The organism is Pseudomonas hormoni, from assembly GCF_018502625.1.
Classification (GTDB): domain Bacteria; phylum Pseudomonadota; class Gammaproteobacteria; order Pseudomonadales; family Pseudomonadaceae; genus Aquipseudomonas; species Aquipseudomonas hormoni.
The window spans coordinates 6,441,833-6,463,263 of record NZ_CP075566.1; the positions used below are offsets into that span (position 1 = coordinate 6,441,833).

Sequence of the window (21,431 nt, forward strand, 5' to 3'; positions counted from 1 at the left end):
ATTGATGGCGAGCACTCTGCGGCGACTGTTCAGCCTGGCAATCGGCGGGTGTTTGCTGTTTGCGATGTCGGCGTGCTCGCCGCTGAAATTACTGAATGCCCTGACCCCCGACGGGAGTTTCGACAAGACCGAGGGCATCGCCTACGGTGCTGATCCGCGGCAAAAACTCGATGTGTATGTGCCGCGTCATCCCATGGCAAACGCCCCCGTGGTGGTGTTTTTCTATGGTGGCAGCTGGAACAGCGGTTCGCGCAGCGATTACGGGTTTGTCGGTGAGGCCCTGGCGTCTCGGGGGATTGTCGCGGTGCTGGCGGACTATCGGTTGTATCCGCAAGTGCGTTATCCGCTGTTCCTGGAGGATGGCGCACAAGCAGTCGCCTGGACACACGAACACATTCGGCAGTTTTCCGGGAGCCCGCAACGGTTGTACCTGATGGGCCACAGTTCCGGGGCGTACAACGCGGCGATGCTGGCGCTGGACCCCGGTTTGCTCGGTGCGGTGGGTCTGTCGCCGCACAACCTCAGCGGCTGGATCGGTCTGGCCGGGCCGTATGATTTTTTGCCGATCGAAAATCCGGACGTCCGCCCGGTGTTTTTCTGGCCGGATTCACCGCCGCAGTCGCAGCCGATCAATCACGTCAGTCGCGGCGCGCCGCCGGCTTTGTTGATGGCGGCGACGGACGATGATCTGGTCAACCCGACGCGCAACACCGGCGGGCTGGCACGCAAGCTGCGCGAGGCGGGCGTGCCGGTGCAGGACCTGTACTTTTCGCGTCCCGGTCACGCCACGCTGGTGGCGACGCTGTCACGCCCGATGCGCAGTCTGGCGCCGGTGCTGGAGCAGATCGCGGCGTTCGTGAAGGCGACGCCGGGTCAGTGAGCCCGACCGCTGAACCAGCCATCGTTGTTGCGCAGAAACCAGGCAATCACACCAAGAGTCAGGCTGCGCAGCACCATGAACAACAGGAAGGTTATCCACAGTCCGTGGTTGCCCAGACCTTGCAACGCCCAGCCAAACGGCAGCAGCAGAATCACGGTCAACAGCATGCCGTTGCGCATTTCACGGGCGCGGGTGGCGCCGATGAACAGCCCGTCGAGCAAGTAGCTCCAGACCGCGATCAAGGGCAGGGCGGCGAGGTAGGGCAGGTAGATGAACGCTGTATCGCGCACGCTCTGAATGTCGGTCTGCATCTCGATGAACAGGTGTCCGGCGAACAGAAACAGTACGGCAAACCCCAGGCTCGCCAGCAACGACCAGCCACAGGCAACGACCAGTGAGCGGCGCAGGGCATCACGGTCGCGAGCGCCAATCGCATGCCCGCACAATGCTTCCACCGCGTGGGCCAGGCCATCGAGCGCATGAGCGGTCAGCAGCAGCCCGTTGAGCAACAAGGCGTTGGCAGCGACGGTGGCGTCGCCAAGACGTGCGCCCTGTACGGTGATCAGGAAAAATACCGATTGCAGCAACAGGCTGCGGATGAAGATGTCGCGGTTGACTGCCAACAGCGGTCGCCAACTCTGCCATAGCGCCAACGCGGCCCAGGCAATGTGGCCGGGGTAGGCGCGCAGGGCTTTGCGGGTCATCAACAGGCCGATCAGCGCGCCGGTCCATTCGGCGATCACCGAGGCCCGGGCCGCGCCGACCACGCCCCATTCCAGACCAAGGACAAACCACAGGTTCAGCGCAATGTTGACCAGATTGGTGCTCAGCAAAATCGCCAGTGGCGCCCGGGCGTTTTGAGTGCCGAGAAACCAGCCAACCAGCGCATAGCTGGCCAGCGCGGCCGGCAGGCCGAACAGGCGCGTGTGAAAGAATTCGCGGGTCAGTTGCTCCAGCTCTGCCGAGGGTTGCATGAAGTGCAACGCGACTCCGCTCAACGGGATGCCCAGCGCGCCCAATGCAATGGCCAGCCCCATGGCCAGCAACAGTCCCTGCAACAGAATCTGCCGCAACGCCGCGCCATCGCCGCGTCCGGCGGCCTGGGCGGCAAAACCGGTGGAACCCATGCGCAGAAAGCCCATGGCCCAGGCGAGAAAGGTATACAGGCTGGCCCCGACCGCGACGGCACCCAGTTGATGGGCGTGAGGCAAGTGGCCGATGACCGTGCTGTCGACCAGCGCCACCAGCGGCACGGAAATGTTCGAGAGGATCATGGGCGCGGCGAGCGCCCAGACCCGGCGATGGGTCGGGCGGTCGCGCCAGTCGGCAATCAGGTTGGACATGCAGGCTCCTTGGAGAGCCGGCATTGTAGCGATTCATTGGGGAGTTGCAGTGATCCATTGTGGCGAGGGAGCTTGCTCCCGCTGGGTCGCGAAGCGGCCCCAAACCCCGCCTTTGAATGTATGCAGACATACCGCGCCGGCTGATTTACGACTGCTTCGCAGTCGAGCGGGAGCAAGCTCCCTCGCCACAATGTTTTGTGCAAGGGCTAGTGAATTATCCAGCTCAACAACCACAACCCCAGCAGCAACCAGATGATCCCCATGATGATCGACGCATTCATGAACGCCCGGATCGCCGACCACAACAGCATCAGCCCCAGGATCAACGCAATGATGCTGATGATCGACGTGTCCATGCCCAGCGCGCGGGACAACCCTTCGACAAAATTGCTGCCGGCATGGCTCAACAGATTGAACAGGCCGCTGAGGGCGTCAACGATAAAGCGGATGACCGAACCGAGCGCCTGGCCGAGCCATTCGAAAAAACTTTCTACCTGCATGTCGTTAACGTCCTGATGTAAGTGGTTGAGCCTTGGGCCAGTGATCGCAGCGCCGAGTTCCCCGATACGGGGATCGTTTGAGTATGACGCAAGATTCTGTTCCGCTGATGAACCTTGTAGGAGCCGAGCTTGCTCGCGAAAGCGGTGGCACATCCAACATAAATCTTGCCATTTACACCGCCATCGCGAGCAAGCCGGCTCCTACAGGGGCTAACGCCCCTTGCCATCCCCGGCCATCCCCCCGAAGCTATACGCCTTCAGGAGAGCCCGATGAACCTTGTTGAACTGACCGAACGCCTGCACGCCATCCGTGACCGCAATGACTGGCGGCAATTTCACAGCCCGAAAAACCTGGCCATGGCCGCGAGCGTGGAAATGTCCGAACTGGTGGAAATCTTCCAGTGGCTGAGCGAAGACCAGTCACGCCAGTTGCCGGCGGACAAACTGGCCCATGCCGGGCAGGAAGTCGGCGACATCGTGCTGTATCTACTGCTGCTGTGCAGCGAGTTGGGGCTGGACATGAATGAAGTGGTACGCAGCAAACTCGCGGACAGTGAACGGAGGTTCAGCTGATGAGCGACCGTCATTTCGATCAACTGGCGACCCGTTTCGCCGAAAAGATCTACGGCGGCGCCAAAGGCGCGATCCGCCTGGCGGTGTTGCAGGCCGACCTCGCCGAAACCCTGCCGGACCGCCCGCTGCGTGTGCTCGACATCGGCGCCGGCCTGGGCCACATGTCGTTGTGGCTGGCCCAACGTGGTCATGACGTGACGCTGGCCGAACCCGCCGCGCCGATGCTCGAAGGCGCCCGCCAGCGTTTTGCCGATGCCGGCCAGACGGCCACTTTCATTCAGGCACCGTGGCAGGATTTGCTCGGCCAGCTCACCGAGCCCTACGATCTGGTGCTGTGCCACGCGGTGCTGGAATGGCTGGCGGAACCCCATGCGATCCTGCCGGTGCTGCATCAGTTGACCAAACAGGACGGCTGGTTGTCCCTGGCCTTCTACAACCGCGATGCGCTGATCTACCGCAACCTGCTCAAGGGCCACTTCCGCAAAATGCGCAAGAACGACATGGCCGGCGAAAAGCAGAGCCTGACCCCGCAACAGCCGCTTGATCCGCGTGAGCTGGCAGCGCAACTTGAGGGCCTGTGGCAGGTCGAAAGCCAGAGCGGGGTGCGTGTTTTTCACGACTACATGCCGGTGGAATTCCAGGCCCGCGCCGAACTGGTGGACTTGCTGGAAATGGAGCTGGCCCACCGGCGTCACCCAAGCTTTGCCGGGCTTGGGCGCTACTTGCACTGGATCTGTCGGCCGGTCTGATCGGAGCGCGAAATGAAAAGTCGTTCGGGGTTACTGGTGATCTGTCTGGGGTTGGCGGCCTGCCAGAGCAGCAATCCGTACGTGGCAAGTTCCAAACCCTTGCCGCCGGCGCCGCCCGAGGCGGCCAATACCTTCGATCGCAGCGCCTACCCGGCTGCGCCGCGTGACTACGGTCGCTACCGCAGCTGGGCTTGGCTCAACGGGAGCTTGCCTGCGGGTTCGGCCTGGGCGGATTCGGCGCAAGTCGCCGAGGCCGTGAGCAATGCCCTCGATCAGCGCGGTTTGCGGCCGCTGCATGACAATCGCCCGGCGGACCTGTTCGTCAGCGCCAATCTGCATCTGGAAACCCGCTTGCGTCAGGTCCAGGATGACTATGGTTATTACGGCGGCGGTTATGGCGGATACAACCGTTACGGCAGCGGTTATGGCATGTACAACACGGTGCCGATCGTTCGGACGTATTCGGAACAGGTGGTCGTGGTGCGGGTGGATATGTTCGATGCTCAAACCGGTCAACCCGTCTGGAGTTCGAGCGCCGAAACCAGCAACAAGGGCAGCCAAAGTGCGCGCGCCGATGCGATTCGGGAGGCTGTGGAAAAGGCCATGTCGGCGTATCCTCCCAGTTAGCTTCTGCAATCAAGAAGCGTTCCGCAGGATCATGTCTTCAACCGGAGAATCATCATGTTCCGCCGTCTCGCTTTTCTGGCAGTGGCCGCGCTCCTGACCGCCTGCGCCGCCAACCAGGTCAATCATGACTTCGACGCCAGCCGCGACTTCGCCGCCTATCGCAGCTGGAGCTGGAAAGACCCCGCCCTGCAATATCGCCCCGATGACCCACGGATCAAGAGCGACCTGACCGAGCAGCGCATCCGCCAATCCGTGGCCGATCAGCTGGATCAGCGAGGCTTGCGCCCGGCCGCTGCGGGCAAAAAGGGCGATGTGAGTGTACAAACCTACCTGATCGTCGAAGACCGTCAGCAACAAGTGACCACCAACTACGGCGGCGCTTGGGGTAACCCGTGGAATGGCTACTGGGGCGGGCCGATGTACAACGAAACCCGCAACATCAGCTACAAAGTGGCGATCATCCAGATCGACCTGCTCGACGGCAAGGACGGCAAACTGGTGTGGCGGGGCAGTGACGAGCAAATCCTCAGCCGCTCACCGAACCCCTCGGATCGCAGCACGGCGATACGCGAAACGGTCGGGCGCATCCTCGCCAATTACCCACCCAAATAACCCCCCTTGTGGGAGCCCATTTGTGGCGAGGGAGCTTGCTCCCGCTTGAGTGCGTAGCACTCACAAAAATCGGCAATGATTGTCAGATTTTTGGGGCCGCTACGCAGCCCAGCGGGAGCAAGCTCCCTCGCCACAGACGCGTTCCCACAGGGTTTTGTTGTCTGGGCTGGCGAGTAGGCGGACCGAAAGGCCAAACCTATCGGCTGCTCTGGGCTTCCACGGCAATCGGCAACTCGATACAGAACCGTGCGCCCTCGGCCGAGTTGTTCACGCGCAGTGTTCCACCCATGTTTTCGATGATGCCATGGCTCACCGACAACCCCAGCCCGGTGCCCACGCCCACCGGTTTGGTGGTGAAAAACGGTTCGAAGATCCGCTCCAGCAACCGCGGATCGATACCGCCGCCGTTGTCCTCGACCCACAGCCGCACTGAATGCTCGTCACGCTCGGCGCACACCGAGATCCACGGTTTGAAATTCCGATCCGCTTCGCGTTTGCTCAGGAGTGCGTCCCGGGCGTTGACCATCAGGTTGATCAGCACCTGTTCCAGCTGATCGACATGACCACGCACCTGAACCTCGAAAACGGTTTCGCTGACCCTGAGCTCGACGCCTTTGCCCAGCAAGCCTTCGGCCAGCAGCGACAGGGTGCCCTCGATGGCGTCAAACGGATTGAACGGATGTTGCTCGACTTCCGAGCGGCGGCCGAACACCCGCATGTGATCTACCACCCGCGCCGCACGCTGGACCTGGGCATCAATGCGGTTGAGGGTGTCGGTAAGGTAGTCGACCTGCACATCACCGTTGTTCAAGCGCTTGAGTACACTGACGATGGCCATGCGCATCACGTTCAGCCGCTGGGTGATTTCATGGGCCAGGCCCGTGGCCATTTCGCCTAGGGTGGCCATTTTCGCGCTCTGGGCCAGTTGCATTTCCGCCGCCAGCGTCGCTTCGGTCACGTCCAGCCACAGACCCACGGCTTCGACCGGCAGGCCAAGGTCGTCGCGCAGAAGCCTGGCCTCGTCAAGCAGCCAGTGGTAATCGCCGCGACTGTCGCGCAGTCGGTAGCGCGCACGCACCGATCCTTCGCGGAGCAATTGCCGGGGGCGCTCGAAATAGCGGTCGCGGTCCTCGGGGTGAACGCGCTCCGCCAGCGCCCCAACGGTGCAATCGGCGAGGGACCAGCCCAGCAGCGGCAACAGGCTGTCGCTGAAGAAAGTTGGCAGCAGCGCGCCTTCGACATAGCGCTGCACGTAGATCACCACCGGTGAATTGGCGATCAGGTTGTTCAGTCGCGCATGGGCCGCCACGGCGTCCTGTTGCTGGTTTTTGATGTCGCTGATGTCGAGCATGAAAACCACCAGCCGCCGGTCTTTGCCGACGCCCATGGCCTGGCCTTGCAGGCGATACCAGGTCGGTGTCTCGGGGTGGTGCAGGCGCACGCAGAGCAATAAAGGTGTGCCGTCATCCTGCAAGTCTTGCAGGCGACTGCGCAGCGCTTCGCGGTCGGCGGAGTGGATGTGCTCAAGCCAGTCATGCAGAGGCATACGTGTGCCGATCAGGTTCAGGGCGCTGGCCAGCGACGACGCCAACTGCACCTCGGCACTGTCGCTGAAAATTTCCAGCCAACCGGTGCCGAGCAGGGCTTGCAACGACTCCAGTCGCTCGAGTTGCAGATGGTGCTGATGCTCGCGCAAGCGCTCCAGCAACGGTCCGGCGAGCGCGGCGGCGAGCTGCAACCAATCGCGCTCGCCGACGTCGGGTGCACGTTGCTGCACTGGGTAAAAACCACAGAGCAACCACGCGACCACGCCTTGCGCATCGTGATAGGGCACCGCAAACCCTTCGGTACTGCCGAAGATGCTGTGCAGGCGCGGATGCTCGCCATGGGTCAAATGCTGAGGGGCGGAGCCGTTCAAACTGTCGAGCCCGGTGCCCAGGCGCTGGCCGTTTTGCCACAGTTGGGGGGCGTCGAAGGCCGCGTAATGTTGGTGGATCTGCCAGCCTTCTTCCTGATCATCCAGCAGCGCCACGGCCAGACACGGGATCTGAAAATGCCGCGCCAACTGTTGCAGTTGCTCCACCAGTACGTCGGGCAGGCGCGACAGGCTGCACAGGCGCAACTGGTCGCCAATCTGCGTTGCGAGCAACTGGCAGTGTTCGCGTTTACGCGCTTGCCGGCGTTCGTGCAACAAGTCGCCGATGTCCAGCAACTGCAACAGCCAGGTATCGGTCGATGGCTGCACCCAGCCGCGCAGGTGCAGGGGTTGTCCGCTGAGGCTGTAAAAATCCAGATCCAGACTTTGTCCTTGCCAGTCAGCCGGTGTGCCTGCGACGGCGAGGCAGCTTTGCGGCATGAGGAAATCGACTAGAAGTGGCGCTTGCGCGGCGGGGCGCTGCTGGGCCAGACCATGGCGCAGTGGGCCGGCCAGATGAATCACCCGGCCTTCGGCGTCCAGGCGCAACTGCAAGCCGACACCTGGCATGGCCCGGGAGCTCGAGGTTTCCGGTGTTGGTGGCGGATGGCGGTTGAGCAGGCGCCCGAACAGCTTGTCACCGGAACTCAAAATTTCACGCTCGAACGGGCGGTGTCGTCGGTGGCGACATTGAAATTCAGTGCGGCGGGAATCCAGGCCAGTTGCCGGCTCCGATCCGTGGTGGCTACGGCACTTTTTTGCTTGCGCAGGAGGTTTGTCTTCATGAGTGCGTCTACCCTGACTATCACTATGTAAAGTCAGCATAGAATCATTCAGCCAAAACGGGCGTTTTTTACCGGATGCAGAGCTTTGTCCTACAGATCTGGCTGAGGCGGACCGGCACCACCTGACTCGATCTTCTGCCGAGTGATCAGGCAACCGGTCGCCAATGCCCGACCATATGTTCCAGATCCCCGGCACCCACCAGCTGAAAATCTCCACTGGACCCCGCCGCACTGGCGAGCAACGTCACCTCACCGGGCAGCCGCACAGGCTTGCGAAACTGCACGGCAATCTCGACGTTGGCAGTCGGTAAATGATCGCTTAGCGCCGCGAGTGTCCGCGCCTTGTTCCACAACCCATGGGCAATGGCGGTCGGGAAGCCGAACAGTTTTGCGCTCGCGGCACTGAGGTGGATCGGGTTGTAATCGCCGGATACTTTGGCGTATTGCCGGCCAATGTCCGCCGGCGCTTTCCAGCGGGTAACTTCAGTCAGCGGTAACGTCAAGGTCAACACGTCCTCGACCGGTTCGCCTTCGAGTTTGACTCCGCGACAGAGCATCCGGCTTTCAGCTTCCCACAAGGCCCCCAACTGATCGTCGAGCGTCGTCACCAGATCAAATGTCGCACCCTTGGCGTGGGGCTGCAGGTTCTGCACCTGCACGCCGACCCGCACGCGATTCACGCCGCCCATGGGCCTGAAGACGCGAACGCGGTTGCTCAGATGAATCAGCCCCAGCAACGGAAACGGAAAATCCTTGGCCGTGAGCAACTGCATCTGCAGCGCAAACGCCAGGATGTGTGGATAAGTCGGCGGCAACAAACCGTTGTCGGCAAACCCGCAGACATCGCGGTAGGCCGCCAGGCGTTTTGGATCGACATCGACCCAGCAACGCAAACCCGAATCGGGCAACGTGGTGCCGGTGATCTTGCGGCGCGTCGCAGCCTGCACATACAGCCCTGGCAGGCTCGGTTCGCGGTTGAGTGTGTGCCAATCGGTGATCATCACTAAGCCCCCAAAACACTTTGTCCACAGACCCGCAGCGCTTGCCCGGTGAACGCGCCGGTGCCCGGTTGTGCCAGCCAGGCCACCGCTTCGGCGACGTCCTGTGGCAAGCCGCCCTGGCCCAGCGAGCTCATGCGCCGGCCCGCTTCACGCAGGCCGAACGGAAGGTGCGCCGTCATTTGAGTCTCGATGAACCCCGGCGCCACCGCGTTGATGCTGATGCCGCGCTCATTGAGCAGGGGTGCCCAGGCCTGGGCGAGGCCGATCAATCCGGCCTTGCTCGCCGCGTAATTGGTTTGCCCGCGATTGCCGGCGATGCCGCTGATGGACGCCAGCAGAATCACCCGGCCGTTATCCCGCAAGGTGCCGCTGTCGAGCAGCGCCTTGGTCAGCACTTGCGGGGCATTGAGGTTGACCGCAAGGACTGCGTCCCAGAATTCCGGGGTCATGTTGGCCAGGGTTTTATCCCGCGTGATGCCGGCGTTGTGCACCACGATGTCGATCCCGTCAGGCAACTGTTCGACCAGCTGCGTGGCGGCGTCTTCCGCGCAGATATCCAGGGTAATGCTGCGCCCGCCAAGCCGTGCGGCAAGGGCTTCAAGATCGGTTTTGGCCGGTGGTACATCGAGCAGAATCACCTCGGCACCGTCCCGGGCCAGGGTTTCGGCGATCGATGCACCGATGCCGCGTGCCGCGCCGGTGACCAGCGCCTTGCGACCCGCCAGCGGGCGAGTCCAATCCGTCACTGGCGTGTCACAGGCGTCCAGGCTGATCACTTGCCCGGACACGAATGCACTTTTTGGCGAAAGAAAAAACCTCAGCGGGCCTTCCAGTTGATCCTCGGCGCCCTCGCCGACATGGATCAACTGCAAGGTGCCGCCGCTGCGCAGCTCCTTGGCCAGCGACCGACTGAAACCTTCGATGGCGCGTTGAGCGCTCGCGGCGAACGGGTCGCTCAAGGTCTGCGGCGCGCGCCCGAGAATCACCAGGTGCGCACAGTGATCGAGGTTTTTTATCAGCGGCTGGAAGAATTCGCGCAGTTGTTTGAGCTGATCGGTTTGCACCAGGTCGCTGGCGTCGAACACCACGGCTTTGAGTTTGGGACCGTGGCCGGGAATCCATGCCGTGGCGATCGAAGGTTCGCTGCCGTAGCTGTAGATCGCATCGGTCAGGCGATTGGCGAAGGCGCTGACTTTTTCCGCCAGCGGCCCGCCGCCGATCAGCAGCGCGCCTTCGACCGGGCGCAGCCGGCCCGCTTGCCAGCGCTCCAGCCGCACCGGCAACGGCAGACCCAGGGCCCCGACCAGACGATGGCCGATGGATGAATTGGCGAAGTCGATATAGCGGTCAGACATGGAACGCGCTCCAGCAGCTGGGGTTCAAAGTGTGGACCACGAATGGCAATCAGTCGTTCGATTCGCGAGATAAGGCCTACGCTTGGACATTGCGGAGGTTTTCAGGAACACGCAGACCCTGTGGGAGCGGGCTTGCCCGCGAAAGCGTCGGCACAGTCAACATTGATGTTGGATTTGCCGGCCTCTTCGCGGGCAAGCCCGCTCCCACAGGGAATCGCATTGTTCTTTAAATTGTTCATCAGGAGCTTTTCATGACTCAGCTGCGCCGCGTCGCGATTATCGGCGGTAACCGGATTCCCTTCGCCCGCTCCAACGGGCCGTACGCCACCGCGAGTAACCAGGCGATGCTCACCGCAGCGCTCGAAGGCCTGATCGAGCGTTTCAACCTGCACGGTTTGCGCATGGGCGAAGTGGCGGCGGGCGCGGTGCTCAAGCATTCCCGGGACTTCAACCTGACCCGCGAATGCGTGCTCGGCTCGCGGCTGTCGCCGACCACCCCGGCGTATGACATTCAGCAGGCCTGCGGCACCGGTCTGGAAGCCGCGTTGCTGGTGGCCAATAAAATCGCCCTGGGCCAGATCGAGTGCGGCATTGCCGGCGGCGTCGACACCACGTCCGACGCGCCGATCGGCATTAACGAAGGTCTGCGCAGAATTCTCCTGCAAGCCAACCGCGCCAAGACCACCGCCGACAAACTGAAAACGTTTTTGCAACTGCGACCGGGACATCTCATTCCGGAATTTCCCCGCAACGGTGAGCCGCGCACCGGTCTGTCGATGGGCGAACATTGCGAGTTGATGGCGCAGACCTGGAACATTCCGCGCACGGAGCAGGATCAATTGGCGCTGGAGAGTCATCAGAAAATGGCCGCGTCGTACACCGAAGGCTGGCACAACGACCTGATGACACCGTTCCTCGGTCTCACTCGCGACAACAACCTGCGCCCGGACCTGAGCCTGGAAAAACTCGCCTCGCTCAAACCTGCCTTCGAGAAAAGCGCCAAAGGCACGCTGACCGCCGGCAACTCGACGCCGCTCACCGACGGTGCGTCGCTGGTGCTGTTGGGCAGTGAAGAATGGGCAAAGGAACGCGGCTTGCCGATCCTTGCGTATTTGCGGGATGGCGAGGCGGCGGCGGTGGATTTCGTCAACGGTGCCGAAGGGTTGTTGATGGCGCCGGTCTACGCGGTGCCACGTCTGTTGGCGCGCAATGGCCTGACCTTGCAGGACTTCGATTACTACGAAATCCACGAAGCGTTCGCCGCGCAAGTGCTCTGCACCTTGAAGGCCTGGGAAGACCCGGAGTACTGCAAAAACCGCCTCGGCCTCGACGCGCCACTGGGCTCCATCGACCGCAGCCGGCTCAATGTCAAAGGCAGCTCACTGGCGGCGGGGCATCCGTTTGCGGCTACCGGGGGGCGTATTGTGGCGAGCCTGGCCAAGCTGCTCGACGCGGCCGGCAAGGGGCGGGGGCTGATCTCGATTTGTGCGGCGGGTGGGCAGGGTGTGACGGCGATTATCGAACGCTGATATTTCCTTGGGTGGAACCGGGAACCTGTGGGAGCGGGCTTGCCCGCGATAGCGGTGTGTCTGCCAACATTGATGTTGGATGTGCTGGCCTCATCGCGGGCAAGCCCGCTCCCACAGGGATTTGCGATATTGAATAGATCTGTGACATGCCCTAACGTCGCCCCACAAGCCAACTTGCGACACAAGGCTCATCAATGTCGACTAACGGACAACATTCCCTCGAAAGGACGATTCCGACCCTGACCGTGCTGCCGCGCCCACTGTATGCGCGGGCGGAAAGCTTGAACGCCGGTTCGTGGACGCCGTCTCACCGACATGACTGGGTGCAATTTTCCTACGCGATCAGCGGCGTTCTCGGCGTGCACACCGCCGAAGGCAGTTTCTTTGCGCCGCCACAGTGGGGGATCTGGATTCCTGCGGATTTCGAACATCAGGTCGTGACCTCGATGCGTGCAGAGATGCGCAGTCTCTATGTGCGCCGTGAGGACTGCCCATGGGCGGACGACAGGTGTCGGGTGCTGGAGGTGACGCCGCTGGCTCGGGAGTTGATCAAGAGTTTTTGCCTGCTGCCCGTGGAATATCCACAGGGCGACAGCCCGGAAGCACGGCTGGTGAGTGTGTTGCTGGACCAGTTGGCGAATCTGCCCGAAGTCGGTTTCTCGCTGCCGTTGCCGCGCCATGAGCGCTTGCTGGGTCTGTGCAACGAGCTGATCGAAAGTCCGGAGCGCAACGTGACCTTGCAGGAATGGGCGCAGCGATTGGGCACGTCGGAGAAGACGCTTATGCGCTTGTTCCAGCGTGAAACCGGGTTGAGTTTTCGCGGCTGGCGTCAGCGGATGCGACTGCTGTCGTCGTTGAATTTACTGGAGGAGGGGGACAGCGTGACGAATGCCGCTTTGTCTTGTGGATATGACTCGACGTCGGCGTTTATTGCGGCGTTCAAAGGGTTGTTCGGGTTTACGCCGGGAGAATTGTTTCGGCACTAATTGTGGCGAGGGAGCTTGCTCCCGCTGGAGCGCGAAGCGGTCCCAAATCAGTCCATGCGGGGTATCAGACAGTCCGCATTTTCCAGTTTACGACTGCTTCGCAGCCGAACGGGAGCAAGCTCCCTCGCCACAGATATAAGCGCTTTTGATCAGGTTCTGAAACGACGAACCAACCCATCCAGCTCATTCGACAACCCGGCCAGGCTCTGGGAATCCAGCCGCGCCGAGTTCGCCAGTTCCGCCACCAACTGCGCATCGCCATGGATCTGGCTGATGTGCCGATTGATGTCTTCCGCCACCTGGTGCTGTTGTTCCGCCGCCGTGGCGATCTGGGTGTTCATGTCGCGGATCACGTCCACCGATTCACGAATCTGCCCAAAGCTGCTGCGCGCCTCACCGATGCGGGTCACCGACTGCTGGGACACTTCCAGGCTCGCGTGCATCTGCTGAGTCACCTGGCTGGTGCGCTTGGCGAGGTTGCCAAGCAGCCCGTCGATTTCCGCCGTGGAATCGGCCGTGCGTTTGGCCAGCGCCCGCACTTCGTCCGCCACCACCGCAAAACCGCGACCTTGTTCACCGGCCCGTGCAGCCTCGATGGCCGCGTTCAGCGCCAGCAGGTTGGTCTGTTCGGCGATTGAACGGATAGTCCCGAGAATCGACTGAATGTCATTGCTGTCGCGTTCCAGCTGTTGCATCGACTGGGCCGACTGTTCGATTTCCTGGCTCAGGCGATCGACACTGGTCACCGCCGCGTCAATCTGCTGCTGACCTTCACGCGCCTGACGCTGACCACTGTCGGCCGATTCGGCGGCCTGACTGCAGGAACGCGCGACTTCGTTCGCGGTGGCGACCATTTCGTGGAACGCGGTGGAGACCATGTCCACGGCTTCACGCTGACGCCCGGCGGCTTCAGCCATGTCGCTGGAAACCTGGGTCGAGCTCTTGGAGGTGGCGAGGATTTTGGTCGCTGCGCCGCCGATGCTTTGAATCAGGTTGCGAATCGCCGCCAGGAACTGGTTGAACCAGTTGGCCAGTTGCGCGGTTTCATCGCTGCCACGGATTTGCAGGTTTTTGGTCAGGTCGCCTTCGCCTTGGGCAATGCCTTCCAGGCCTTCGGCCACGCTGCGGATCGGACGCACGATGACGCTGGCGAAACTGGCGCCGACGATGGCGAAGACCACGGCCAGCACGGCGGCGATGATTGCGATCAACCAGGTCAGTTGGGTCGCGGTGCTCATCACATCGCTTTGCTTGATCAGGCCGATGAAGGTCCAGCCCAGTTGCTCGGACGGCCAGACGTTGGCCATGTAGCGCTCGCCATTGAGTTCGACTTCGACCAGGCCTTTGCCGGCCTTGGCCAGTTGCGCATAACCCTCGCCGAGGCTGCCCAGGGCCTTGAAGTTGTGCTCCGGTTGTTTCGGATCGACCAGTACGGTGCCGGAGTTTTCCAGCAACATCAGGTAGCCGGTTTCACCGAGCTTGATCTGTTTGACCAGTTCGGTCAGCTGTTTGAGCGACACGTCGATGCTGACCACGCCGCCGTTGGTACCCAGCTTGTTGTCGATGGTGCGTACGGTGCTGACGTAGGACGTATCATTTTCGGCCCAGTAATAGGCCTCGGTACGGAACGGCTTGCCCGGTTTGGCCTGGGCCGCCTTGTACCACGGACGCTGGCGCGGGTCGTAGTTGGCCAGCTTGGCATCGTCCGGCCACGACACGTAACCGCCGGCCGCAGTGCCGAGGATGGCGTAGGCGTAGGACGGATGGGCGTTGCCCAGGTCCTGCAGGAAGCCGAAGACTTTTTTGTCCATCTCACCCTGGGGAATGCTGGCGGCGTTGGCATTCATGTAGGTCTTGAGGCTGTCGTCGGAGTTGGTGATCAGCGGTTGCCTGGCCAGGTATTCGACGTTCTGGCTGATGCCGTCGAAGAACAGTTGCATGGCATTGCTGACCTGACGGATTTCGCGACCGCTGTTGTCGACGAATTCGTCCTTGGCATCACTGCGCAAGTTCAGCACAACGAGGGTGGCGACCAGCACCACGGGCAGGCAGGCGATGATTGCAAACGCCCACGTCAACTTCTGTTTGATGTTCATCCGCGCTCCAGATTTTCTTGTAGGCCCACGCAGTGCAGATGACTCGCGGAATTATTGGCAGCTGTAAACGTATTGGTTGAACCCGATCCCTTGGGCGCGCCCTCGTCTTTTGTCGGGACGATCGTCGGACAATTCACTTTGTTACAGATGACTTCGGCTGCTGGAGGAGGAAATTTAGGGCTGTTGGAAAAAATCCTGCGACGCTAAGGGATCGGTATGTCGGATTCTGTCGCAAATCCCCTCGTATCCCTTCTCCAACAAGTGCTGCCGGCTCGGCTATGATCCTTGGCGGCCGATGAGCATCGGCGGGTTTGCCGGTTTTTTTCGGCACATTGTGTGCATCCACAACGTTCATAGGTCGGCAACCCCTCCCCCGAACGAGTGGATTGCCGTATAACGAATGACTTTCGCGTGTTTGGTAATAAAGGACCCACAATAAAAGCTGATGAAGACTCCAAAACGCATTGAACCCCTGATCGAGGACGGTCTGGTCGACGAGGTGCTGCGCCCACTCATGAGTGGTAAAGAAGCAGCTGTTTATGTGGTGCGCTGCGGCAACCAGTTACGTTGCGCGAAGGTCTACAAGGAGGCGAATAAACGCAGTTTCCGTCAGGCGGCCGAGTACCAGGAAGGCCGCAAGGTGCGCAACAGCCGTCAGGCTCGTGCGATGGCCAAGGGCTCCAAGTTCGGCAAGAAAGAAACCGAAGACGCCTGGCAGAACGCCGAAGTGGCGGCGTTGTTTCGTCTGGCCGGCGCCGGTGTCCGGGTCCCTCAGCCTTACGACTTCCTTGAAGGCGTGCTGTTGATGGAGCTGGTGGCCGACGAGTACGGCGATGCCGCGCCGCGTCTGAACGACGTGGTACTGGAGCCGGACCAGGCGCGCGAATATCACGCGTTCCTGATTTCGCAGATCGTGCTGATGTTGTGTACCGGCCTGGTGCACGGTGACCTGTCCGAGTTCAACGTACTGTTGACCCCGACCGGCCCGGTCATCATCGACTTGCCGCAAGCGGTCGACGCGGCGGGCAACAATCACGCGTTCAGCATGCTGGAGCGCGACGTGGGCAACATGGCGTCCTACTTCGGACGGTTTGCCCCGGAGCTGAAAAAGACCAGGTACGCCAAGGAAATGTGGGCGTTGTACGAAGCCGGCACCTTGCACCCGGCCAGCGTCTTGACCGGCGAGTTCGACGAACCGGAAGAGTTGGCCGACGTCGGCGGGATCATGCGCGAAATCGAGGCCGCCCGCCTGGATGAAGAGCGCAAGCAAGCGGTCCGCGCGGCAGATGACGCGCCACCGAACAAGTCCGAAGAACCGCCTCCGCCCTGGATGCAGTGATCGGTTGACGAAAAACCCGGCTTCGGCCGGGTTTTTTGTAGATGAGGATCAAGTTGATATCGAGTCGTCTGCATCGCGGGCAAGCCGCGCTCCCACAGGGTTTTGTGTCGGTCCTGAAATCCGGAGCTGGCACAAACCCTGTGGGAGCGTGGCTTGCCCGCGATAGCGTCAGGCCAGAAAATCCACAACGGCCATACACCCCACACTCAAGGATTGAATGTGAACACCTCCACCCGCAACGCCAAGCTGATCATCGCCGCCCGTCTGATCTCGGACTTCGGCGCGTTCCTCAACATGGTCGCCCTGGCCACCTACGTCTACCTGCTCAGCAACAGCGCCATGAGCGTCGGCATCTTTCTCGCCAGCCGCGTGGGCGGAGGGATTTTTGCCAGCCTCATCGGCACCCGGTTCTATCGTCGCTGGGCCGGGCGTCTGCCGCTGATTGCTTTCGACTTGCTGCGCGCTGGATTGCTGGGCCTGCTGCTGGTTTTGCCGGTGACCCAACAAGCGCTGCTGTTGCCGGTCATTGCCTTCGGCCTTGGCTTCGGCAACTCCATGTTCGCCATCGGCCTCAACAGTCAGTTGCCGCATTTGATTGAAGGCGATCAACTGCTCAAGACCAACGCCTGGATCACCTCGGCGTCGTCAGCAGCCATGGTCGGCGGAAGTCTGGTGGCCGGGTTGTTGGTGGCAGCGTTTGGCTTTGAAGTGGTCTTCGCGCTGAACGTGGCCACTTACCTGCTGGCCGCGTTGTTCATCCTGCCGCTGCGGTTTGCCCGACCGTCTCCCAGTGCCGAGGTCGATCACGAACGAGGCGAATGGTCAGCCCTGCGCCAGGGGCTGCGTACTACGCCGGTGGTGGCGGCGATGCTCGCGGTCGCGATGGCCGATACCTTGGGCAGCGCCGCACATAACGTGGGTTTGCCGATCATTTCAAAATGGCTGACACCGGAATCGGCCAGCACCACACTGGGCCTGATGCTGGCGGTATGGGCCTGCGGAAAACTCATCGGCGCGCGGATCGCCAGCCGCCTCAAAGGCTCGGACAACGTGAACCTGGAGCGGCGGTTTTTCTTCGGTGTGCTGCTGATGTCCTGCGGCTTCATCCTGATGTTCCAGCAACAGACTCTCTACGGGTTGCTGTTGTTCTCACTGCCGGCAGGGCTGGGCGACGGCTTCTCTGAAGTCGGCCTGATGTCGCGTCTGCAACGGGAGCCGGACAGCCTGCGCCTGCCGATTTTCAGTTTCCTGACGTTGTTGCAGATGACCGGGTTCGGTGTCGGTATGCTGATCGCTGCGCCGTTCTACACGTGGTGGGCGCCCGGTGCGGTGGTGCTGTTGTTCCACGGCATTCCCCTCACCACATTGCTGGTGGTGAAGGGACTCGCGATCAGGGGCGAGCGGGTACGGCGCAGCAACCCGACTCAAGATTTTTGAGGATCGGGCAGTCCGGACGGTGATCGCCGTGGCAGTGCTCGACCAGGTCCTGCAAGGTGTCGCGCAATTGGCCGAGCTCGAGGATTTTCTGGTTGAGCTCGTCGATGTGCTGACGAGCCAGGGCCTTCACGTCGGCACTGGCGCGCTGCCGGTCCTGCCATAGGGTCAGCAGTTTGCCGACCTCTTCCAGTGAAAACCCCAGGTCCCGCGAGCGCTTGATAAACGCCAGCGTGTGCAAATCGTCATCGCCGTACACCCGGTAACCGCTGTCGGTGCGATGGGCGGCCTTGAGCAGACCGATGGATTCGTAATAACGGATCATCTTCGCGCTCAGGCCACTGTGGCGGGCTGCTTGGCCGATGTTCATCGGTTGTCCTCCAGATCCTTGGGTTTCCAGGTTTTCAACAGTAGCGCATTGCTCACCACGCTGACGCTCGACAACGCCATCGCCGCGCCCGCCAGCACCGGGTTGAGGAAACCGAAGGCAGCCAACGGGATGCCGATCAGGTTATAGACGAAGGCCCAGAACAGATTCTGACGAATCTTTGCGTAAGTCTTGCGGCTGATTTCCAGCGCGGCCGGCACCAGTCGCGGGTCGCCGCGCATCAGGGTGATGCCGGCCGCGTGCATGGCGACGTCGGTGCCGCCGCCCATGGCGATGCCGATGTCCGCGGCGGCCAGGGCCGGGGCGTCGTTGATGCCATCGCCGACCATCGCCACCACGCCGGTTTTCTTCAGTTCGGCGACGGTGGCGGCTTTGTCGGCCGGCAGCACTTCGGCGTGGACATCCTGGATGCCGAGCGCTTCGGCGACCACTTTGGCGCTGCCGCGATTGTCACCGGTCAGCAGATGGCTACTGATGCTGCGGTCGCTGAGTTGTTGCACCGCTTGCAGCGCGCCGGGTTTGAGGGTGTCACCGAAGGCGAACAGGCCCAGAACGGTCTGTTGCGGACTTTGCTCGATCAACCAGGACAGGGTCCGGCCTTCGGTTTCCCACGCGGTTGCAGAGTCAGCCAAAGGACCGGCGCTCAATCCGCTCTCTTCCAACAAACGCCGATTACCCAACGCCAGCCGCCGACCCTCGAGCGTGCCCGCGATGCCACGGCCCGTCAGCGATTGACTGCCGCTGACATCCGCCACGGTCAAACCGCGTTCGACGCACGCATCAAGCACCGCCTTGGCCAGTGGGTGTTCACTGCCGCGTTGCAGGGCGCCGGCCAATTTCAGCAGTGCGGCTTCATCACCGTCGATAGCACTCAAATGAGCGATACGTGGCGCACCCGAAGTCAGCGTGCCGGTCTTGTCGAACACCACGGCGCTGACTTCATGGGCACGCTCCAGTGCTTCGGCGTCCTTGATCAGGATGCCGTAGCGCGCCGCCACACCGGTGCCGGCCATGATCGCGGTTGGCGTTGCAAGGCCGAGGGCGCAAGGGCAAGCGATCACCAGCACCGCGACGGCGTTGATCAGTGCAGTTTCCATCGGCGCACCGTGCAGCCACCAACCGATCAGGGTCGCCAGTGCAATCAACAGGACCGTCGGCACAAATACCTGGCTGACTTTATCCACCAGTTTCTGGATCGGCGCTTTTGCGGCTTGCGCGTCTTCCACCAGACGGATGATCCGCGCCAACACCGTTTCCGCCCCTAGTGCCTGAGTGCGAACCAGTAACCGGCCTTCACCATTGATGGCGCCGCCGGTGACCTTGTCGCCGGGCTGTTTAGGCACGGGCAGGCTCTCGCCGCTGATCAGCGCTTCGTCGGCGTGGCTCTGGCCTTCCACCACTTCGCCGTCCACCGGAAAGCGTTCGCCGGGTTTGACCAGCACCAGATCGTTGAGGCGCAAGGCGCTGATGGCGACGTCCTGTTCGCGGCCATCGATCACTTGAATCGCTCGCTCCGGGCGCAACGCCTCGAGGGCACGGATGGCGCTGGCGGTTTGGCGTTTGGCGCGGCTTTCGAGGTATTTGCCCAGCAAGACCAAGGCGATCACGACTGCCGAGGCTTCGAAATACAGATGCGGCATGCGCCCGGCGGCGGTGGCCCATTCGTAGAGGCTCAAGCCATAACCGGCGCTGGTGCCGAGGGCGACCAGCAGGTCCATGTTGCCGGCGCCGGCGCGCACTGCTTTCCATGCCGCCACATAAAAGCGGGCGCCGAAGATGAATTGCACTGGCGTGGCCAGCGCGAATTGCACCCACGCCGGGAGCATCCAGTGCACGCCGAACGGTTGCAGCAGCATCGGCAACACCAGCGGCAAGGCGAGGGCGATCGCCATGATCAAGACCCAGCGTTCGCGGTGCAGGCGCTGTTGTTGAGTGTCGGTAGTCGGGTGTTCGACTTCCCAGACGCTGGCGTTGTAACCGGCTTTGGTCACGGCGGCGATCAAGGTTTGCGGATCGACCTGGCCGAGCAGTTCGAGGTGGGCGCGTTCGTTGGCCAGGTTGACGCTGACACTTTTGACCCCCGGCACCTTGGCCAGCGCCCGTTCGACCCGGCCGACGCACGACGCGCAGGTCATGCCGTCGATGCTCAATTCCAGACTCTGCTGCGGCACGCTGTAACCGGCCTGATGCACCGCGTCCATCAACGCCGGCAGGCTGTCGCTGGGTGCTTGAACGCGAGCCTGCTCGGTGGCCAGGTTGACGCTGACGGCTGAGGCGCCGATGACTTTGCTCAAGGCACGCTCGACGCGCCCGGCGCAACTGGCGCAGGTCATGCCGGCAATCGGCAGATCGAAAGTGGTGGATTCGGACATCGGTCGCGCTCCCTGTAGAAGATGCCTACAGGATCAACCTTGCCATGCTGGTAAGGTCAAGCGCCATTACATCTGTCGCCGCAGATCCCTGTGGGAGCGAGACCGGCTTGCCGGCGATAGCTGTGTATCAGCCGACATCTACGCAACTGACACACCGCTATCGCCGGCAAGCCGGTCTCGCTCCCACATTAGTTCTGGATCAGTAATCGAGGGAAGCTGGCTTCAGATACATCCCTTCCTGCGTCATCGCAATCCGGAACTTCAACACATCCCCGGCCTTGAGCGTGATGTTCTGCGACCCCGGCGCCAACATCCCCGGATTGCAACCCGGCGCCTGGCCCGGCAGCAGTTTCAGACGCAGGGAAACATTGCCCGGCGGCAGATTGAATGAGGTGCTTTGCTCCTGAAACAGCCGCGCCGACAGTTGATCCTGGAGGTACACGCCGATTTCGCAGTTGGTCGACACTTCCAGGCGCTCGCGGGAAATGATCAGCACGCCGTAATCCTCCCCGGCAGCATTGACCGAGGGCACGGCGGCGAAAAGGCTGAGGAAGCCAAACAGGCTGAGAGCTGACCAGCGCATGGCTGAATCTCCTGAGATCGAGTCATTGATGCACGCAGCTTGGCGGAGCGCGACGCCGATTGCCAGCCCGGCAGATCACTTCAGAACTTGACCTTGCCATGGTGGCAAGCTCGAGACTGCTCGCAATCTCACAAAAGGAGTCATTCCATGCAAGTGTTCAACGTTCAAGGCATGTCCTGCGGTCACTGCGTCAAAGCCATCACTCAAGCGCTGCAAGCGAGGGATCCCGCGGCCAGCGTGCGGGTGGATCTGGCGGCAAAGGAAGTCGGCGTCGAGAGTGCGTTGACCGCGGATGAAGTGATCGCTGCGATCAGCGAGGAAGGCTACGAAGTGAAAGTCGCTTAAGGCCACACGCAAATCCTGT

The 21,431-nt window shown here is 61.8% G+C and carries 20 protein-coding genes and 1 pseudogene; 10 read left to right on the forward strand and 11 right to left on the reverse strand.

Features of this window, described 5'->3' with window-relative positions; all coding sequences use genetic code 11:
* Nucleotides 1–4: 4 nt before the first annotated feature.
* On the forward strand, nucleotides 5–880 hold the full coding sequence (locus tag KJF94_RS29820; protein ID WP_214380489.1) for an alpha/beta hydrolase: 876 nt from the start codon (nucleotides 5–7) through the stop codon (nucleotides 878–880).
* Here the strand turns inward: KJF94_RS29820 and KJF94_RS29825 are convergent.
* Both KJF94_RS29825 and KJF94_RS29830 read right to left on the reverse strand, forming a co-directional pair.
* Nucleotides 874–2,223 (reverse strand): MATE family efflux transporter, encoded by a 1,350-nt coding sequence (locus KJF94_RS29825; RefSeq protein WP_214380490.1) that lies wholly within the window; start codon nucleotides 2,221–2,223, stop codon nucleotides 874–876. The two genes, KJF94_RS29820 and KJF94_RS29825, sit on opposite strands and share 7 nt — an antisense overlap.
* A gap of 206 nt (nucleotides 2,224–2,429) precedes the next feature.
* Nucleotides 2,430–2,723 carry a hypothetical protein gene (locus KJF94_RS29830; protein WP_214380491.1) on the reverse strand — a complete coding sequence of 98 codons (294 nt, stop codon included), beginning with the start codon at nucleotides 2,721–2,723 and terminating at the stop codon, nucleotides 2,430–2,432.
* 270 nt (nucleotides 2,724–2,993) lie between these two features.
* Between KJF94_RS29830 and KJF94_RS29835 the strand changes: the two genes are divergently transcribed.
* Genes KJF94_RS29835 through KJF94_RS29850 form a run of 4 tightly spaced genes read left to right on the forward strand, consistent with a single transcriptional unit; the run spans nucleotide 2,994 to nucleotide 5,284 of the window.
* Nucleotides 2,994–3,296, forward strand: a complete 303-nt coding sequence (locus KJF94_RS29835; RefSeq protein ID WP_017336358.1) for a MazG-like family protein — start codon at nucleotides 2,994–2,996, stop codon at nucleotides 3,294–3,296.
* On the forward strand, nucleotides 3,296–4,045 hold the full coding sequence (locus tag KJF94_RS29840) for a methyltransferase domain-containing protein (protein WP_214380492.1): 750 nt from the start codon (nucleotides 3,296–3,298) through the stop codon (nucleotides 4,043–4,045). Before KJF94_RS29835 ends, KJF94_RS29840 begins: the two co-directional genes overlap by 1 nt.
* Nucleotides 4,046–4,057: 12 nt before the next feature.
* Entirely contained in the window at nucleotides 4,058–4,672 is a 615-nt protein-coding gene (locus tag KJF94_RS29845; protein ID WP_214380493.1) for a DUF4136 domain-containing protein, read from the forward strand.
* A gap of 54 nt (nucleotides 4,673–4,726) precedes the next feature.
* Entirely contained in the window at nucleotides 4,727–5,284 is a 558-nt protein-coding gene (locus KJF94_RS29850) for a DUF4136 domain-containing protein (RefSeq protein ID WP_214380494.1), read from the forward strand.
* A 196-nt stretch (nucleotides 5,285–5,480) separates the two neighbouring features.
* Here KJF94_RS29850 and KJF94_RS29855 read toward each other — a convergent pair whose 3' ends face one another.
* The 4 genes from KJF94_RS29855 to KJF94_RS29870 all read right to left on the reverse strand — a co-directional run bounded on the left by KJF94_RS29855 (nucleotide 5,481) and on the right by KJF94_RS29870 (nucleotide 10,340).
* Nucleotides 5,481–7,850, reverse strand: a complete 2,370-nt coding sequence (locus KJF94_RS29855; RefSeq protein ID WP_214380495.1) for a PAS domain-containing sensor histidine kinase — start codon at nucleotides 7,848–7,850, stop codon at nucleotides 5,481–5,483.
* Nucleotides 7,847–7,984: a hypothetical protein gene (locus KJF94_RS30745; RefSeq protein ID WP_214384985.1), complete on the reverse strand. Its 138-nt coding sequence runs from the start codon at nucleotides 7,982–7,984 to the stop codon at nucleotides 7,847–7,849. The genes KJF94_RS29855 and KJF94_RS30745 overlap by 4 nt, the downstream gene beginning before the upstream one ends.
* A gap of 146 nt (nucleotides 7,985–8,130) precedes the next feature.
* On the reverse strand, nucleotides 8,131–8,985 hold the full coding sequence (locus KJF94_RS29865; protein WP_214380496.1) for a MaoC family dehydratase: 855 nt from the start codon (nucleotides 8,983–8,985) through the stop codon (nucleotides 8,131–8,133).
* Between the two features lie 2 nt (nucleotides 8,986–8,987).
* A complete protein-coding gene (locus KJF94_RS29870; protein WP_214380497.1) occupies nucleotides 8,988–10,340 on the reverse strand; it encodes a 3-oxoacyl-ACP reductase in 1,353 nt (450 codons plus the stop codon).
* A gap of 251 nt (nucleotides 10,341–10,591) precedes the next feature.
* On the opposite strand from KJF94_RS29870, the gene KJF94_RS29875 reads away from it, so the two are divergent.
* Both KJF94_RS29875 and KJF94_RS29880 read left to right on the forward strand, forming a co-directional pair.
* A complete protein-coding gene (locus tag KJF94_RS29875) occupies nucleotides 10,592–11,869 on the forward strand; it encodes an acetyl-CoA C-acetyltransferase (RefSeq protein ID WP_214380498.1) in 1,278 nt (425 codons plus the stop codon).
* A gap of 194 nt (nucleotides 11,870–12,063) precedes the next feature.
* On the forward strand, nucleotides 12,064–12,855 hold the full coding sequence (locus KJF94_RS29880; protein ID WP_214380499.1) for an AraC family transcriptional regulator: 792 nt from the start codon (nucleotides 12,064–12,066) through the stop codon (nucleotides 12,853–12,855).
* Nucleotides 12,856–13,004: 149 nt separating this feature from the next.
* Here KJF94_RS29880 and KJF94_RS30750 read toward each other — a convergent pair whose 3' ends face one another.
* Both KJF94_RS30750 and KJF94_RS30755 read right to left on the reverse strand, forming a co-directional pair.
* Complete coding sequence (locus tag KJF94_RS30750; protein WP_390959830.1) at nucleotides 13,005–13,772, reverse strand: methyl-accepting chemotaxis protein; 768 nt, start codon at nucleotides 13,770–13,772, stop codon at nucleotides 13,005–13,007.
* 90 nt (nucleotides 13,773–13,862) lie between these two features.
* A pseudogene (locus tag KJF94_RS30755) lies at nucleotides 13,863–14,951 on the reverse strand (cache domain-containing protein); the annotation flags it as partial.
* Between the two features lie 445 nt (nucleotides 14,952–15,396).
* Between KJF94_RS30755 and KJF94_RS29890 the strand changes: the two are divergent.
* A complete protein-coding gene (locus tag KJF94_RS29890) occupies nucleotides 15,397–16,290 on the forward strand; it encodes a PA4780 family RIO1-like protein kinase (RefSeq protein WP_084319144.1) in 894 nt (297 codons plus the stop codon).
* Between the two features lie 219 nt (nucleotides 16,291–16,509).
* On the forward strand, nucleotides 16,510–17,727 hold the full coding sequence (locus KJF94_RS29895; RefSeq protein WP_214380501.1) for an MFS transporter: 1,218 nt from the start codon (nucleotides 16,510–16,512) through the stop codon (nucleotides 17,725–17,727).
* Here KJF94_RS29895 and cueR read toward each other — a convergent pair.
* The 3 genes from cueR to KJF94_RS29910 all read right to left on the reverse strand — a co-directional run bounded on the left by cueR (nucleotide 17,681) and on the right by KJF94_RS29910 (nucleotide 21,067).
* The gene (cueR, locus tag KJF94_RS29900) at nucleotides 17,681–18,094 is read right to left on the reverse strand and encodes a Cu(I)-responsive transcriptional regulator (protein ID WP_214380502.1); all 414 of its coding nucleotides are present in this window, start codon (nucleotides 18,092–18,094) and stop codon (nucleotides 17,681–17,683) included. The genes KJF94_RS29895 and cueR overlap by 47 nt on opposite strands.
* On the reverse strand, nucleotides 18,091–20,484 hold the full coding sequence (locus KJF94_RS29905; protein WP_214380503.1) for a heavy metal translocating P-type ATPase: 2,394 nt from the start codon (nucleotides 20,482–20,484) through the stop codon (nucleotides 18,091–18,093). The genes cueR and KJF94_RS29905 overlap by 4 nt, the downstream gene beginning before the upstream one ends.
* 199 nt (nucleotides 20,485–20,683) lie before the next feature.
* Nucleotides 20,684–21,067, reverse strand: a complete 384-nt coding sequence (locus tag KJF94_RS29910; protein WP_214380504.1) for a hypothetical protein — start codon at nucleotides 21,065–21,067, stop codon at nucleotides 20,684–20,686.
* A 147-nt stretch (nucleotides 21,068–21,214) separates the two neighbouring features.
* On the opposite strand from KJF94_RS29910, the gene KJF94_RS29915 reads away from it, so the two are divergent.
* The gene (locus KJF94_RS29915) at nucleotides 21,215–21,412 is read left to right on the forward strand and encodes a heavy-metal-associated domain-containing protein (RefSeq protein ID WP_214380505.1); all 198 of its coding nucleotides are present in this window, start codon (nucleotides 21,215–21,217) and stop codon (nucleotides 21,410–21,412) included.
* The last annotated feature ends 19 nt before the right edge of the window (nucleotides 21,413–21,431 follow it).

Bases quoted from the DNA above. Each gene is read 5' to 3' on its own strand.
- KJF94_RS29820 (WP_214380489.1), top strand. From the start codon at position 5: ATGGCGAGCACTCTGCGGCGACTGTTCAGCCTGGCAATCGGCGGGTGT.
- KJF94_RS29825 (WP_214380490.1), bottom strand. From the start codon at position 2,223: ATGTCCAACCTGATTGCCGACTGGCGCGACCGCCCGACCCATCGCCGG.
- KJF94_RS29830 (WP_214380491.1), bottom strand. From the start codon at position 2,723: ATGCAGGTAGAAAGTTTTTTCGAATGGCTCGGCCAGGCGCTCGGTTCG.
- KJF94_RS29835 (WP_017336358.1), top strand. From the start codon at position 2,994: ATGAACCTTGTTGAACTGACCGAACGCCTGCACGCCATCCGTGACCGC.
- KJF94_RS29840 (WP_214380492.1), top strand. From the start codon at position 3,296: ATGAGCGACCGTCATTTCGATCAACTGGCGACCCGTTTCGCCGAAAAG.
- KJF94_RS29845 (WP_214380493.1), top strand. From the start codon at position 4,058: ATGAAAAGTCGTTCGGGGTTACTGGTGATCTGTCTGGGGTTGGCGGCC.
- KJF94_RS29850 (WP_214380494.1), top strand. From the start codon at position 4,727: ATGTTCCGCCGTCTCGCTTTTCTGGCAGTGGCCGCGCTCCTGACCGCC.
- KJF94_RS30745 (WP_214384985.1), bottom strand. From the start codon at position 7,984: ATGAAGACAAACCTCCTGCGCAAGCAAAAAAGTGCCGTAGCCACCACG.
- KJF94_RS29865 (WP_214380496.1), bottom strand. From the start codon at position 8,985: ATGATCACCGATTGGCACACACTCAACCGCGAACCGAGCCTGCCAGGG.
- KJF94_RS29870 (WP_214380497.1), bottom strand. From the start codon at position 10,340: ATGTCTGACCGCTATATCGACTTCGCCAATTCATCCATCGGCCATCGT.
- KJF94_RS29875 (WP_214380498.1), top strand. From the start codon at position 10,592: ATGACTCAGCTGCGCCGCGTCGCGATTATCGGCGGTAACCGGATTCCC.
- KJF94_RS29880 (WP_214380499.1), top strand. From the start codon at position 12,064: ATGTCGACTAACGGACAACATTCCCTCGAAAGGACGATTCCGACCCTG.
- KJF94_RS30750 (WP_390959830.1), bottom strand. From the start codon at position 13,772: ATGGCTGAAGCCGCCGGGCGTCAGCGTGAAGCCGTGGACATGGTCTCC.
- KJF94_RS29890 (WP_084319144.1), top strand. From the start codon at position 15,397: ATGAAGACTCCAAAACGCATTGAACCCCTGATCGAGGACGGTCTGGTC.
- cueR (WP_214380502.1), bottom strand. From the start codon at position 18,094: ATGAACATCGGCCAAGCAGCCCGCCACAGTGGCCTGAGCGCGAAGATG.
- KJF94_RS29905 (WP_214380503.1), bottom strand. From the start codon at position 20,484: ATGTCCGAATCCACCACTTTCGATCTGCCGATTGCCGGCATGACCTGC.
- KJF94_RS29910 (WP_214380504.1), bottom strand. From the start codon at position 21,067: ATGCGCTGGTCAGCTCTCAGCCTGTTTGGCTTCCTCAGCCTTTTCGCC.
- KJF94_RS29915 (WP_214380505.1), top strand. From the start codon at position 21,215: ATGCAAGTGTTCAACGTTCAAGGCATGTCCTGCGGTCACTGCGTCAAA.